The 13,631-nt window shown below is 73.9% G+C and carries 10 protein-coding genes; 4 read left to right on the top strand and 6 right to left on the bottom strand.

The window, feature by feature from the left end:
- Positions 1-96: 96 nt before the first annotated feature.
- On the top strand, positions 97-513 hold the full coding sequence (locus AC3EVP_RS19130; protein ID WP_335970851.1) for an ATP-binding protein: 417 nt from the start codon (positions 97-99) through the stop codon (positions 511-513).
- Positions 514-578: 65 nt separating this feature from the next.
- On the opposite strand, the gene AC3EVP_RS19125 is transcribed toward AC3EVP_RS19130, so the two are convergent.
- On the bottom strand, positions 579-1,610 hold the full coding sequence (locus AC3EVP_RS19125) for a GlxA family transcriptional regulator (protein WP_435131307.1): 1,032 nt from the start codon (positions 1,608-1,610) through the stop codon (positions 579-581).
- A 71-nt stretch (positions 1,611-1,681) separates the two neighbouring features.
- On the opposite strand from AC3EVP_RS19125, the gene AC3EVP_RS19120 reads away from it, so the two are divergent.
- Positions 1,682-3,025 (top strand): MFS transporter, encoded by a 1,344-nt coding sequence (locus tag AC3EVP_RS19120; protein ID WP_435131306.1) that lies wholly within the window; start codon positions 1,682-1,684, stop codon positions 3,023-3,025.
- Between the two features lie 101 nt (positions 3,026-3,126).
- On the opposite strand, the gene AC3EVP_RS19115 is transcribed toward AC3EVP_RS19120, so the two are convergent.
- Positions 3,127-4,296 carry a flavin-containing monooxygenase gene (locus tag AC3EVP_RS19115; protein ID WP_435131305.1) on the bottom strand — a complete coding sequence of 390 codons (1,170 nt, stop codon included), beginning with the start codon at positions 4,294-4,296 and terminating at the stop codon, positions 3,127-3,129.
- Between the two features lie 383 nt (positions 4,297-4,679).
- Positions 4,680-5,327, bottom strand: a complete 648-nt coding sequence (locus tag AC3EVP_RS19110; RefSeq protein WP_335970856.1) for a TetR/AcrR family transcriptional regulator — start codon at positions 5,325-5,327, stop codon at positions 4,680-4,682.
- Positions 5,328-5,627: 300 nt separating this feature from the next.
- Here AC3EVP_RS19110 and AC3EVP_RS19105 point away from each other — a divergent pair, with 300 nt between their 5' ends.
- Both AC3EVP_RS19105 and afsK read left to right on the top strand, forming a co-directional pair.
- The gene (locus AC3EVP_RS19105) at positions 5,628-6,416 is read left to right on the top strand and encodes a VOC family protein (RefSeq protein WP_435131303.1); all 789 of its coding nucleotides are present in this window, start codon (positions 5,628-5,630) and stop codon (positions 6,414-6,416) included.
- A gap of 256 nt (positions 6,417-6,672) precedes the next feature.
- Positions 6,673-9,114, top strand: coding sequence for a protein serine/threonine kinase AfsK (gene afsK / locus AC3EVP_RS19100; protein ID WP_435131301.1), 2,442 nt, complete (start codon positions 6,673-6,675; stop codon positions 9,112-9,114).
- 80 nt (positions 9,115-9,194) lie between these two features.
- Here afsK and AC3EVP_RS19095 read toward each other — a convergent pair whose 3' ends face one another.
- The 3 genes from AC3EVP_RS19095 to afsR all read right to left on the bottom strand — a co-directional run bounded on the left by AC3EVP_RS19095 (position 9,195) and on the right by afsR (position 13,525).
- Positions 9,195-9,698 (bottom strand): hypothetical protein, encoded by a 504-nt coding sequence (locus AC3EVP_RS19095; RefSeq protein ID WP_435131299.1) that lies wholly within the window; start codon positions 9,696-9,698, stop codon positions 9,195-9,197.
- Positions 9,699-10,117: 419 nt separating this feature from the next.
- Positions 10,118-10,324: a hypothetical protein gene (locus AC3EVP_RS19090; protein ID WP_335970863.1), complete on the bottom strand. Its 207-nt coding sequence runs from the start codon at positions 10,322-10,324 to the stop codon at positions 10,118-10,120.
- Between the two features lie 252 nt (positions 10,325-10,576).
- Positions 10,577-13,525, bottom strand: coding sequence for an SARP-family global regulator AfsR (gene afsR, locus AC3EVP_RS19085; protein WP_335970865.1), 2,949 nt, complete (start codon positions 13,523-13,525; stop codon positions 10,577-10,579).
- Positions 13,526-13,631: the final 106 nt, after the last annotated feature.

Here is a 13,631-nt window from a genome sequence, read left to right as displayed (position 1 = left end):
CCGGTCATCCGGCCAAGCTTGGTGACGCCTGTGTCACATACGGTGACGGCAGGCAGGCGCGAGGCGTCGGGTCAGCCGGTTCGGATGGTGTGAGCAGTGCAGATGCTTCAGATGCAACTGGAGGTCGGGGTCGACCCGGCGGAGGTCGGGCGCGCCCGGCGCTGGGCGCGGTCGCGACTGGTGGGCTCCGGGATAGGAGCCGACGAACCGGTCGCCGAGACACTGCTCCTGCTCATCTCCGAACTCGTCACCAACGCCGTGGTCCACACCGGCTGCCCGGCGGTGCTGCGCATGCTCTTCCCGACCGCGCCCGCCGCCCCGGTACGGGTCGAGGTCGCCGACGCCAGCGTCCTTCCGCCCGCCCCGCGCCACGCCGACCGTGACGAGACCGGCGGCCGCGGCCTCGAACTCGTCGACGGCCTCGCCGACCGCTGGGGCTGGCACCCCGAAGGCGCGGGCAAGCAGATCTGGTGCGAGGTCGACCGCTCCACCGCCGGCGCGCTCCTCACCTGACCTGGCTCGCCCCGCCCCGCCCCACCCCGCTCCTCCACACCAACCGCCCGGCCGCAGACCGCCCTTCAGCCGCGCGACGCCGCCTGGAACGTGCGCCGGTACGCCGTCGGGGACACCCCCAGCGCACTGTGGATGTGCTGTCGCAGCGACGCCCCGGTGCCGAACCCCGCCTGCCGCGCCACCTGGTCCATCCCGAGGTCGGTCGACTCCAGCAACTGCCGCGCCATCTCGATCCGCTGCTGCGTCAGCCACTGCCCCGGGCTCATCCCCACCTCCTCCCGGAACCGCCGCGTGAACGTCCGCACGCTCATCGCCTCCCGCTCCGCGAGCTGCCGCAACGTCACCGGCTCCGCCAGCCGCTCCAGCGCCCACACCCTGGCCCGCTCGGTGCCCGCCAACTGCGGCTCGGGCAGCGGCCGCCGCACGTACTGCGCCTGACCGCCCTCCCGGTGCGGCGGCACCACGGTCCGCCGGGCCACCCCGTTCGCCACCGCGCTGCCGAAGTCCCGCCGCACGATGTGCAGGCACAGGTCGATCCCGGCCGCCACCCCCGCCGACGTGAGCACGTCGCCGTCGTCCACGTACAGCACGTCCGGGTCCACCCGCACCCGGGGGAAGAGCCGTTGGAAGTGGGCCGCGCTGCTCCAGTGCGTGGTCGCCGGCCGCCCGTCCAGCAGCCCCGCCGCCGCCAGCAGGAACGATCCCGTGCAGATCGACACCACCCGCGCGCCCGGCCGGATCGCGTCGAACGCCGCCACCAGCTCGTCGCCGAGCCGGCCCTCCTCGTAGACCTCGCCCCACTCGTGCGACGCGGGCACCACCACCGTGTCCGCCTCGGCCAGCGCCTCAACGCCGTGCTCGACGGTGATCGCGAAGTCCGCGTCCGTCCGCACCGCGCCCGGACGCACGCTGCACGTCACCACCTCGTACAGCCCCGCGTGGCCCGGGTCCTGCTCCGGACGCCTCGCGGCCCCGAAGATCCGCAGCGGGATGCCGAGTTCGAACGGGATCACGCCGTCGAGCACGAACACCGCCACCCGGTGCCGCCCGCTGTCCCCGAAGACCCGCGCCCGCCCCGGCGCCGGAGATATCGCCATGGCCCGATCCTTTCACACCATGGCCCTCGGGCCACTCGTCGCCGGGGAACGCGCCTCCGACACTGAGCAACGTGACGCAGACATCCCGCACTTCCGCGACCGTGGCAGCGACCACGGCACCCGCCCCGCCCGGTGGCGGCGCCGGACCGCGCCGCCGCGCCCGCCCGCACCGTGCCTGGACCGTCGCCGCCGTCACCTTCGTGACCATCGTCGGCTCCGCCGCGTTCGCCTCCCTTCCCGGACTCCTGATCGACCCGCTGCACAGCGAGTTCGGCTGGTCGCGCGCCACGATCGGCCTCGCGGTCTCCGTCAACCTCGCGCTGTACGGGCTGACGGCGCCGTTCGCCGCCGCGCTGATGGACCGCTTCGGCATCCGGCGCGTCGTCGCCTGCGCGCTGCTGACGATCGCGCTCGGTGCCGGACTCACCATCTCGATGACCCAGGCATGGCAACTGGTGCTGTGCTGGGGCGTCCTGGTGGGCCTGGGCAGCGGTTCGATGGCGCTCGCGTTCGCCGCGACTGTCGCCAACCGCTGGTTCGTCGCCCGCCGCGGTCTGGTCACCGGCATCCTCACGGCCGGCGGCGCGGCCGGCCAACTGGTCTTCCTCCCTCTCCTGTCGTGGATCACCGAGCACCACGGCTGGCGTCCCGCCGCCGCGACGGTCTGCCTCGCGGCGCTCGCCGTCGTGCCCTTCGTCTGGCTGCTGCTGCGCGACCACCCCGCCGACGCGGGCGTGGCTCCGTACGGCGCGGCGGAGTTCGTCCCCAAACCCGCACCGGTCACCGGGGCGGCCGGGCGTGCGCTGCGGGCCCTTCTCCACGCGGCACGCGGCGGTACCTTCTGGCTGCTGGCCGGCAGCTTCGCGATCTGCGGTGCGTCGACCAACGGCCTGGTGAAGACCGACTTCGTGCCCGCCGCGCACGACCACGGGCTGCCCGTGACGACCGCGGCGTCCCTGCTCGCCGTCATCGGGATGTTCGACATCGCGGGCACGGTGGCCTCCGGATGGCTCACCGACCGTCTGTCGCCGAGGCGGCTGCTCGCGATCTACTACGGACTTCGCGGACTGTCGCTGATGTTCCTCCCCATGCTGTTCTCGGACACCATCCATCCCTCGATGGTGCTGTTCATCGTCTTCTACGGCCTGGACTGGGTGGCGACGGTGCCGCCGACGGTCGCGCTGTGCCGTGAGCACTACGGCGAGAACAGCGCGATCGTCTTCGGCTGGGTGCTCGCGGCGCACCAGATCGGTGCGGCCCTGGTCGCCTACCTCGGCGGGGTGGCGCGTGACGCGCTCGGCTCCTACGACGTCGTCTGGTACACCTCCGGTGCGTTGTGCGCGGTGGCCGCGCTGATGTCCCTGGTCGTCCGCCACCGGCCGGTCGCCGCGCCCGTGGTGGCGGTTACTGTCTGAACGCCCCGAATTTCAGTTCTAGTTCCGATTCGTGCCGAGTTCACCCGCTTGGCCGAACGCCGTGCGCGGGGCCTGCCCGGCGCGGGCCGCGCACACCCCCCTTACCGCGCGCGTGCGGCCGCGCGCGCGATACGGCGGGCGTCGATCGCCATCTCCCGGAACATCCCGCTGATCGGATTGGTGAACCCGGTGAAGTACAGCCCGGGCGCGTTCGCGGGCGTCCTGGCCCCGTGCACCACCGGACGGCCGCGGCCGTCGAGCACGCCGAGGTGGCCCACGAGCGGTTCGAGGCCCCGCCGGTAGCCGGTCGCGGCGATCACGGCCTCCGGCTCGATCCCGGAGCCGTCGGCGAGCTTCACCGTGCCGCCGTCGAACTCGGCGACGGCCGCGACGGGTTCGACCCGGCGCGATCGGACCGCCGCGATCAGGCCGACGTCCTGCACCGGGATGGAGCCCTCGCGCACCCGCGAGTACAGCCCGGTCACGGGCCGGGGCAGACCGTACGCCGACAGGTCGGGGACGCCGGCCTTCGCGACGTACGGCGCGAGGCGGTCCACCAGCCGCGTCGGCAGCCGCCGGCAGACGATGCCGCTGGCCTGCGCGGGCCAGCCGAACGTGGAGCGGCGCAGGATGTGCGGCACCGTCCGCACCGCCAGCCGCACCCGCCCGGCCCCGCCCTCCGCCAGGTCGACGGCGATCTCCGCGCCGGTGTTGCCCACGCCGACCACGAGCACGTCCCGCCTGGTGTAGGGGGCGGCGTTGCGATAGCGGGAGGCGTGCAGAAGATCACCGGGGAAGGTGTTCCGTCCCGGCCAGTCGGGTATGTACGGACTGTGGTTGTGGCCCGTCGCCACCACGACCACCGCCGAGGACAGGACGCGGCCCCCGGTCGCGGGCAGTTCCCAGCCCCCGTTCTTGCGCACCACGCGGCCGACTTCGATGCCGGTCGCGATCTCGAGTTCGTGGTGTTCCGCGTAGGACTCGAGGTAGCGCACCACGTCGTCGCGGCTCACCCAGCGGCCGTAGCGGCGCGGGATGGGCAGCCCCGGCAGAGCGGACAGCCGCCGTGTGGTGTGCAGGTGCAGCCGGTCGTAGTGGCCGCGCCAGGACGCCCCCACCTGTTCCGCGCGCTCCACCACGAGCGGCCGCAGCCCCTGCTGACGCATGGCCGCGGCCGCGGCCAGTCCGCCGGGTCCGGCGCCGATGACGATCGCGTCGGGTGCGGCGGTGGGTGGGGGGACCCGGTCGGTGGCGGTCGTGGGGTCGGCCATGGGGGCACTCCTGGAGCCTGGGTACGTCTGTCGGGAGCAAGGCGGTGACAGCCGGCAGGTGCGTTCCTGCGGGCGGGTGCGAGCGTAACCCCCGATGCCGGTCGAGCGGCATGGGGCGTTGCCCCCAGCCCACCTGCCCCCCTGCCCCCTTGCCCACCTTCCCTATGGCACCTGCCACTTGGCCCGCACCGGGGCCCCGGTCCCGGGCGCCGCCTGGGCTTCGTCCGGCCGCTGCCGCGCGCGTACGGTGCGCGGAACGCGACGACGCGGGCGCCGGCGGCCTCCCCCGAGACCTCGTGGCGCCCGCGTCGGGGCGTGGTGTTGCGGCAGGACTGGCGCGTGCGGGCCGAACGCCCGTGGCAGCGGCCGGCGTTGAGCCGCGGCTACTTCGGCGGTTTCTTCCCGGTGACACCGAGGTGCACCAGCAGCGCCAGGTTCGGCTTCAGGTCGGCCTGCTTGACGCCGGACCCGGTGAAACCTTTCTGGTGGGCGGCGACGGCGGCGAGCATGGCCACGAGCGAGCCGGCGACGGCCGGTGCGCTGACCTGCTTGTCGACCCTGCCCTTGCTCTGCAGTTCCTTGATGGACTCGGTGAGCGAGCCCGTCACGGAGTTGAGGATGCGGGTGCGAATCCGGTTGAAGCGCTTGTCGCCTTCGGCGGCACCGAGGTCGATCACCCGCAGGATGGCGTCGTTCCTCCGCCAGAAGGACAGGAAGCCGTCGACGAGTTCGTCCGCGGCCTGCGCGCCGGACTTGCCGACCCAGGAGCGGCCCGCGACCAGTTCGGTCAGGCTCGCCCCCTCCTTGGCCATTTCGTCTGCGAGTTCGAGGACGGCGCCTTCGACGTCGGGGAAGTACTGATAGAACGTTGCGGGGGAGGTGCCCGCCATCCGGGCGACGTCAATCACCTTGACATCCCGGTACGGCGACGTGCTGAGCATCTCGCCGAGGCAGTCCAGCAGCTTCTGCCGCGTGGCCTGCCCGCGGCGGCCCGCAACACGGCCGTCGACGGTGCGAACTTGTCCTGTCATGCCGTCAGTTTACCGACCCGTGATCGGCGCGCGATTTGGCGGCGTGCAAACGGGGACGCACTCGTTCCGCTTGGCGAACCTCCAGTTCAACGGCGCTTTCTCGCGCCCCGGGAGCCTCAGCGAAGCGCGGCGGTATTGTGGCAAATGGGTGTTTTGAACCCCCGGAGTCGGGCGCTCGAATAATTGACCATATGTTCGAATTGAAGCGCGCGTAGTGGGGAAGATCACTGATGACGGTGGCGCCGACAGCATGTCGCGGACACGCCGCGGGCCATCGCGCGGAGAGGAGAGGAACTGATCATGTCGGCATTCGGAGAAGGCGCCCCCTGCTGGGCCGACGCTTCACTGCCCGACCTCGCCGCGGGCCGGTCCTTCTACGGCGAACTGCTCGGCTGGACCTTCCAGGACCAGGGCGAGGAGTTCGGCCACTACACGATGGCCCTGCGGGACGGCGTGAAGGTCGCCGCCCTGATGGAGCGGAGGGAGCCGTCGGTGCCCCCCGCCTGGGGCGTCTTCCTCGCCGTCGCCGACGCCGCCGCTGCCACCGAGAAAGTCAGGGCGGCCGGTGGCCAGGTCGCCTTCGGGCCGGACCCGGTGCCGGACGCCGGAGTGATGGCCGGCGTCGTCGACCCGGGCGGCTCCTTCGTCGGACTCTGGCAGCCCGGCGGACACGAGGGCTTCGGCCTGGTCGGCAAGCCGGGGGCCTACGCCTGGTCGGAGAACCACACGCGGGACACCGGTCCCGTCGACTCCTTCTACGAGGAAGTGTTCGGATTCGAGTCCCAGCAGGTCGGTGACGGCGCCCACTTCGACTACAAGGTGTGGTCCGTGCCCGGCGCCGAGAACCCCTCGCTCGGCCGGCTGGGACTGGGCGGCCCCGCCGAGGACGCCCCGGTCGGTTACCAGGTCTACTTCGCGGTCGGCGACTGCGACGACGCGGCGGCCACGGTGCGCCGGCTGGGCGGCCATGTGCTGGTCGAGCCCACGGACTCGCCCTACGGCCGCACCGCGATCGTCGCCGACGACCAGGGAGCGCGGTTCGCCGTGATCGACCCGGAGCGGCGGTCGGACGCCATACCCGGCCGCTAGCACCCCGCCGCAGCCCCCGCGTGCCCGCCTGCCGGAGCCGGCCCGGCGCGGCGGATGGCCGCCGTGTGCGCGGGAGCGGATGATAACGACTTCGCTTACCGGGCGTGTCGTGAAGGCCGCGGGTTCGCAACCGGCGCCCATCCCAGGAAGAATCGGGTCCGTACCCTGGCACGGGAGCCAGCGACCGGCCGGACGAGGCCGGGAAGCACGGGGAACGGCCCGCGGACACCGCGGGCACGGGGAGGTGGCAGGGCAAGTGGTGGAGCAGCTTACGCAGCATGACCCGAGACGGATCGGCCCTTTCGAGGTGCTGGGACGGCTCGGCGCCGGCGGCATGGGGCTGGTCTATCTCGCCCGCTCGGCCTCCGGTCGGCGCGTGGCGATCAAGACCGTGCGCGCGGAGCTCGCCGAGGACCAGCTCTTCCGGGTGCGCTTCACGCGTGAGGTCGAGGCGGCCCGCGCGGTGTCCGGGTTCTACACCGCCGCCGTCGTCGACGCCGACCCGCGGGCCGCCGTGCCCTGGCTCGCCACCGCGTACGTCCCCGCGCCCTCGCTGGAAGAGATCGTCAACCAGTCCGGCCCGCTGCCCGCCCAGGGCGTGCGCTGGCTCGCCGCCGGGATCGCCGAGGCGCTCCAGTCGATCCACGCCGCGGGCCTGGTGCACCGGGACATGAAGCCGTCGAACGTCCTGGTCGTCGAGGACGGGCCCCGGGTGATCGACTTCGGCATCGCCTCCGGGGTGTCCAACACCCGGCTGACGATGACCAACGTCGCCGTCGGCACCCCCGCCTACATGTCGCCCGAGCAGGCCCGCGACTCCCGCAGCGTGCGTGGCGCCAGCGACATCTTCTCGCTCGGCTCCACCCTGGTCTTCGCCGCGACCGGGCACGCGCCCTTCCACGGGGCCAACCCGGTCGAGACCGTCTTCATGCTGCTGCGCGAAGGCCCCGATGTGACCGGGCTGCCCGAGGAGCTGCGCCCGCTGATCGAGTCCTGCATGCGGATGAAGGCCGAGGAGCGCCCCACCCCCGCCGACCTCCAGGCGCAGCTCGCCCCGCACCTGTTCTCCTCCGGCGGCGACGACACCGGCACCGCCTCCGCCTGGCTGCCGCCCGGCGCGGTCGCCCTGATCGAGGACCGGCACCGCAGCCGGATCGGGCCGGTGCAGAACGGCGGCCGCCCCGCCCGCCAGCCCGGCGCACAGGTCTCCGGCCCGCAGGTGCCCGTGCCGCCGAGGGCCCCCGGCGGCCGGCCGCCCGTACCGCCGGCGGCCCCGCAGGGCCCCGGGCAGCAGCAGTCCGGGCTGCTGCCGCCGCCGCCCACGTCGCCGCCCCGCCCGCAGCAGCCGCCCCGCAGCCCCGCTCCGCAGCACGCGGCCGCGTCCGTCCAGCTCGCCGGGTCCGCGCCGATCGGGCCCGGGCTGCGGCTGGCGCGGGCGGCCGACCTCAAGGCCACGGCCGGACCGGTGCCCGGCACCGAGTGGGTGCGCCCCCGCGGCGGCACCCACCACCAGGCGGAGGCCCCGCCCGCGTCCGTGGCCGGCATGCCGCGGCCGGCCGGCCCGCCGGGGGAGTGGCGGCCGTGGCGGTTCCGGATGTCGAACGACGTGTGGGGCACCCCCGTCGTGGCCGGCGGCCTGCTGTACGTCACGTCCTTCGAGGTGCACGCCCTCGACGTGGCCAGCGGGCGGCGGCAGTTCAAGACCCGGGACGTGGCCTGGACGATGGCGGTGGCCGGCGGCCGCATCCACGCCTCGGACGGGCCCAGCCTCTTCGCGCTCGGCGCGACCGACGGCGGCGAGCGGTGGCGTACCCCGATCGACGGCTGGGTGTACGCCGCGCAGGCCGACGCGGGCACCGTCGTGACCGGCATCCGCGGCGGCGTGGTGCAGGCGTGGGACGCCGAGCGCGGCACCCTGCGGTGGGAACGGGCCGGGGCGCAGACGGAGTTCGAGTCCCCCGATGCCGGGCCGGCCATCGCCGACCGGGTGGTCTACTACCAGGGCGGCGGCCTGCTGCACGCGGTGGACGCGCTCAGCGGCGCCGAGCTGTGGTCGTATCCGGTGGGCGAGCCCGGTGCTGCCGGTTCCGTGGTCACCCGGCCGGTGGTCGCCGACGGCGTCGTCCACCTGACCGCCGGCACCCGCGTACTGGCCCTCGACGCGCGTAACGGCGCGGAGCGCTGGCACTTCGAGGCGCCCGCGGTGATGTTCGCACCGCCCGCGCACGTACCCGGCCCGGGCCCGACCGGCGGCGGGATCTACGTCGCCGACCACCTCGGCACGGTGTACGCGCTGGACCCGGCGGACGGCCGGGACCGCTGGCGGGTCGCCACCGAGCCGCGGCAGTCCCTGGAGCCGGTGGTGGTCGCCGCCGGCGGGGTCCACCTCGGCGCGGGCAGCGCCCTGTACACGCTGGACGCGGTGAGCGGGGCGCCGCGCTGGCGGTTCGCCGCGCAGAACGAGATCACCGGGTCGCCCGCGGTCGCCGACGGCCGGGTGCACTTCGGATCGAAGGACCACTGCCTGTACACGGTGGACGCGCAAGGCGGCCAGTTGCGCTGGCGGCTGGAGACCGGCGGCGAGATCACCGGCTCGCCGGTCACCGCCGACGGCGTGGTCTACGCCTGCTCCAAGGACCGCTGCGTGTACGCCCTGGACGCGGCGAAGGGCACCGGTTCGAGCTCCCGCCGGGCCTGAGGCTTCCGGCCTGACCGCCTGACCGCCTGACGGCCTGACCGGTTACCGCCTGACCGTGCCGAGCCCGCGCAGCAGCCCGCTCACGGCTCGGGCACCTCGTCCCGGGACAGCGGCTCGCCGGACGCCACCGCGTCCGGCGGGAGTTCCTGATCGGGGCTGCCGTAGCGGGCGCGGCGCAGCCCCGAGAACAAGAAAGCGCCGGCGAACAGCAGCAGCCCGCTGCCGACCGCGATGCCCGCACCCGAGCCCAGCCCGCCACCCCCGGCGGCCGGCCCGCCCGCGAACTGCGCCTGCCGCACCATCCACAGCACCGTGACACCCAGCACCAGGCACCCCGCCAGCCCCACGGCCGCCCACGACTGGGAGAGCACACCCAGCAGCGTCAGCAGCGCGGCGAAGCCCATGGGCAGGAAGAGGGAGCCGAGCAGGGCCGCGTCACGATCGGTGACGCCGACCCCCGTGAAGAGGTCGTCGACCCGGATGCCGGACCCGTGACGGCCGTCGTACCAGGCTCGGAAGGGGCACCAGACGGCGGCCGCCGCTCCTGCGAGCGCGAGCAGTGACCCCAGGATGTTGCGGACCATCGGGGTGCCACCGCCTCGTGTCGCTCACTCGGCCCCCACGTGGCCGACGGTACGCCGGGCGCGGCAGCCGTGCCAGGCGAGCGGGTGGCGGGACGGCACAGGCGCGGGCGGGGGCGGGGGGCGGTACACGCAGATCGGAACCCGCAGGTCGGACACGCGGCCCGGCGCCCGCAGGCGGGCACACGCAGGCGGGCACACGCAGGTCGGCCGCAGCGCCCCCTCCGCGCTGCGGCCGACCTGCCGCCCGGGCAGTGAGCCGGCCCCCTGAGCCGGCTCGTGCTGCCCCCCTTCCGGGCGGTTCCCCCTTTTTTCTCTCGCAGGCCTGGAGACCCCCATCCCCAGGCTTACGGGACCATGTCCGCGTCGGGCGGCCAGCCCCGGCACCCCGTTTCCGTACCGGGCGGAGCGCCTCGCGCGGATCAGTTCGCGGGCTCGGACTCGGTGTGCCAGTTGTTCGGCTTGACGAGAGCGGGCTTCTTGGGCGTGGACTCGTCCGCCAGCAGACCGTCCACCGCGTCCTCGGTCGTGCCCTCCGTGTGCCAGTTGTCCGGGTCGACCGCGGCGGCGGTCGGCGCGGTCGGCGGTACAGGATCAGTCGACTCGGTCTGCTGGTTGTCGGTAGTCATGGTCGTTCTCCTGCACTTGGGGACTGCTGTGGTGAAGCCCACCCGGCGACGACCCCCGTGCATCACCGGGCGGGCGGCTCGTGCGGTGAATCGAATCGTGGCAGGCGCCGATAATCAACCGATAAACGGTATCGACGAGTTGCCGTTCAGAGGGATGTGCCCACCGGTTCCGGCCCGCCCCTGGCGCCACTTCGGCCCCGGTCGTCCGGACGGTCGCCGCCGGCCGGGACAGCCCCGCCGCTCCCGCAGCGGTCAGCCCGCCATCCGGATCACCGACGGCGCGGAGTCCTCACCGAGCAACTGCCGTACCTCGTCGGCCTCCGGGGAGCCGAGCGCCGCGTACATACCCAGCGCGTCGTGCCAGCACGCGTGCGCCCGGACGAGCTGGCCCATGTCGGCGAGCGCGCGGCCGAGGACGGTCAGGACGTTGGCGGTGCGCCACTCGCCGCCCACCTCGCGCTGGATGACCAGGGCCTGTTCGGCCGCGGCGGCCGACTGGAGGCTGCGCCCGGCCGCGCGGTGCGCCTCGGCCAGCCGGTACAGCGTCATGCCCTCCCAGAACTGCTGCCGTGCGTCGCGGAAGATCTCCAGCGCCTCGTTGAGCCGCGCCACCGCGTCGTCGGCGCGGTCGGCCGCGGTCAGGGCGACGGCGACCGCGTACAGGCCGTTGCCGAGGCGGAATCCGACGTTCAGGTCGCGGTAGATGGCCAGCGCCTGCCGGCTCGTGCTGACCGCCGCGTCGGGGTCGCCGAGGCTCAACTGGGCCCGGGAGAGGTTGCTCAGGGCCGACGCCTCGCCGTGCCGGTTGCCGTCCGCGCGGAACGCCTCCAGGGCGGCTTCGTGGTACTCCGTGCAGTCGTCGAAGCGCTGCGCCTGGTGCGCGATGATGCCCCGCAGGTTCGGCGCGTAGCAGCAGGTGACGGGGTCCTCGGCGGCGAGCCCCACCACCATCGCGCGCCGCGCCTCCTCGTCCGCGGCGGTGAACCGGGCCGTCATCCGCAGCAGTTGGGCGACGAGCACCCGGGCCCGGCCCTCGACCAGCGCGTCCCCGCAGGTGTTCGCGGTAGCCACGACGGCGTGCGCGGCCTGCTCGTATTGGCGCGCGTAGATCCCCGACTCCATCAGGTCCTGGGCCGCCCACAGCAGGTCGGCGGCCTTGCGCATCAGGCCGCCGCAGCCCTCGCCGGCCGACTGCTCGACCGCCGCGAGCAGCACTTGCGCCTCGGCGAACAGCCACTCCAGCCCGGCGTCGCGGGAGTCGAAGGACAGGCCCGGGCGCGAGGTGCCGGCGAGGTGGTCCAGCACCCGGTCGCCGGGGTTCTCCAGCGCGTAGACCGCCTCGGCCGAGGCGAGGTAGAAGTCCAGCAGCCGGGACAGCGCCGAGCAGCGTGCCTGCTCGGTCTCGTCGCGCTCGGCGCACTCGCGGGCGTACAGCCGCAGCAGGTCGTGGAAGCGGTAACGCGCGGGCGCGGCCGACTCGATGAGGCTTATGTCGACCAGCGTCTCCAGCAGCTGCTCGGCCGTGTACGGGTCGAGGTCCAGGACGGCGGCCGCCGCGTCCAGCGAGATGTCCGGGCCCTCGGGCAGCGACAACAGCCGGAAGGCGCGGGCCTGTTCGGGTGACAGGTGCCCGTAGCCGAGGGCGAAGGTGGCCTTGACGGCGAGGTCGCCCGCCCGCAGCTCGTCCAGCCGGCGCCGCTGGTCGGCGAGTTTGCGGGCCAGTACGGACACCGTCCAGGTCCGGCGCGCGGCCAGCCGGGCGGCGGCGATCCGGATCGCCAGCGGCAGGAAGCCGCAGGCGCCCACCACCGCGAGCGCCGCCTGCCGTTCGCCGGACATCCGCTCCTCGCCGACGATCCGGCCGAAGAGCCGCAGCGCCTCCTCCGGCGACATCACGTCGAGGTCGACCAGGTGCGCGCCCTCCAGGTCGACCATCCGCATCCGGCTGGTGACCAGGGCCGCGCAGCCCGGCGTACCCGGGAGCAACTGCCGGATCTGGGCGGCGTCGTAGGCGTTGTCGAGCAAGGTGAGGACGCGGCGGCCGTCGAGGGTGGAGCGGTAGAGCGCGGCGCGCTCGGCGAGCGAGTCGGGGATGGCGGGGTTGGGCACGCCCAACGCCCGCAGGAACGCGCCGAGTACGGCCTCGGGTTCGGCCGGGCGCGGCTCGGTGCCTTGCAGGTCGACGTACAACTGCCCGTCGGGGAAAGCGTCGCGGACGGCGTGCGCGACGTGCACGGCGAGCGTGGTCTTGCCGACGCCGCCGATCCCGGCCACGGCGGAGACCGCCATCACCCCGCCGTCCCGCCCCTGTTCGGTGGCGAGTGTCAGCTGGCTGCCCAACTCCGCGACGGCGGCGCGGCGGCCGGTGAAGTCGGGGACGCTCGCTGGGAGTTGCGCGGGCCGGGCGACCTCGGGCGGCGCGGCGACCTCGGTGGCCGGCGCGGCCAGGTCCGGGTCGGCCTCCAGGATGCGCTGGTGCAGGTCGCTGAGCTCGGCGGAGGGGTCGATGCCGAGTTCCTCGGCGAGCAGGCGGCGGGTGTCGGCGTAGACGCCGAGCGCCTCGGCCTGCCGGCCGCTGCGGTACAGCGCGAGCATCAGCAGGATGCGCAGCCGCTCGCGCAGCGGGTGCTGGGCGGACAGCGCGGTGAGTTCGGAGACGGCGTCGGCGTGCGCGCCCAGTTCCAGGTCGAGTTCGAGACTGGTCTCCGACAGGCCCACCAGCCACTCGATCAGCCGGGAGCGCTGCGTCTCCGCGTACGGTCCGGGCAGGCCCGCCAACGGCTCGCCGTGCCACAGTTCCAGCGCGGACTTCAGCAGGCTGCGGGCCTTCTCCGGGTCGGTCGCCCGGATCTTCTCCGCGCCGGCGGCCAGGCGTTCGACGACGGCGTAGTCCAGGTCGTCCGGTCCGACCCGCAGCGCGTATCCACCCGAATCGGTGACCAGCGACTCGGGGCCGAGCGCCTTGCGCAGCCGGAAAGCGTACGAACGCAGCGCCGCGAGCGCGGTGTTGGGCGGGTTCTCCCCCCACAGGGCGTCCAGCAGCTCCGGTGCGGAGGCGGTACGGCCGCCGCGCAGCAGCAGTGCGGCGAGCACGGCCCGCTGCTGTGGTGCCCCGGTGGCGATCGGCTCGTCGCCGCGCCAGGCACGCACCGGGCCGAGAACCGCGTAGCGCAGGCCGCCCGGTTCCGTGCTGCTCTCCATCGTCTGCCCCCTGGATCGCCCATGCGCACCGGCCGGGCGCGTCCCCGGGCCTGGCGCTCCGCGCGTATATCTATCGTTCATCGCTGGACGGAACAGTTCTCTGCAT

The sequence above is a fragment of the Actinacidiphila sp. bgisy144 genome (assembly GCF_057708105.1).
This window is presented reverse-complemented; position numbering and strand designations above follow the sequence as displayed.

Excerpts from the sequence above, each read along its gene's own strand:
- AC3EVP_RS19090 (WP_335970863.1), bottom strand. The coding sequence starts at position 10,324 with ATGACTACCGACAACCAGCAGACCGAGTCGACTGATCCTGTACCGCCG.
- AC3EVP_RS19095 (WP_435131299.1), bottom strand. The coding sequence starts at position 9,698 with ATGGTCCGCAACATCCTGGGGTCACTGCTCGCGCTCGCAGGAGCGGCG.
- AC3EVP_RS19110 (WP_335970856.1), bottom strand. The coding sequence starts at position 5,327 with ATGACAGGACAAGTTCGCACCGTCGACGGCCGTGTTGCGGGCCGCCGC.
- AC3EVP_RS19125 (WP_435131307.1), bottom strand. The coding sequence starts at position 1,610 with ATGGCGATATCTCCGGCGCCGGGGCGGGCGCGGGTCTTCGGGGACAGC.
- afsR (WP_335970865.1), bottom strand. The coding sequence starts at position 13,525 with ATGGAGAGCAGCACGGAACCGGGCGGCCTGCGCTACGCGGTTCTCGGC.
- AC3EVP_RS19115 (WP_435131305.1), bottom strand. The coding sequence starts at position 4,296 with ATGGCCGACCCCACGACCGCCACCGACCGGGTCCCCCCACCCACCGCC.
- AC3EVP_RS19105 (WP_435131303.1), top strand. The coding sequence starts at position 5,628 with ATGTCGGCATTCGGAGAAGGCGCCCCCTGCTGGGCCGACGCTTCACTG.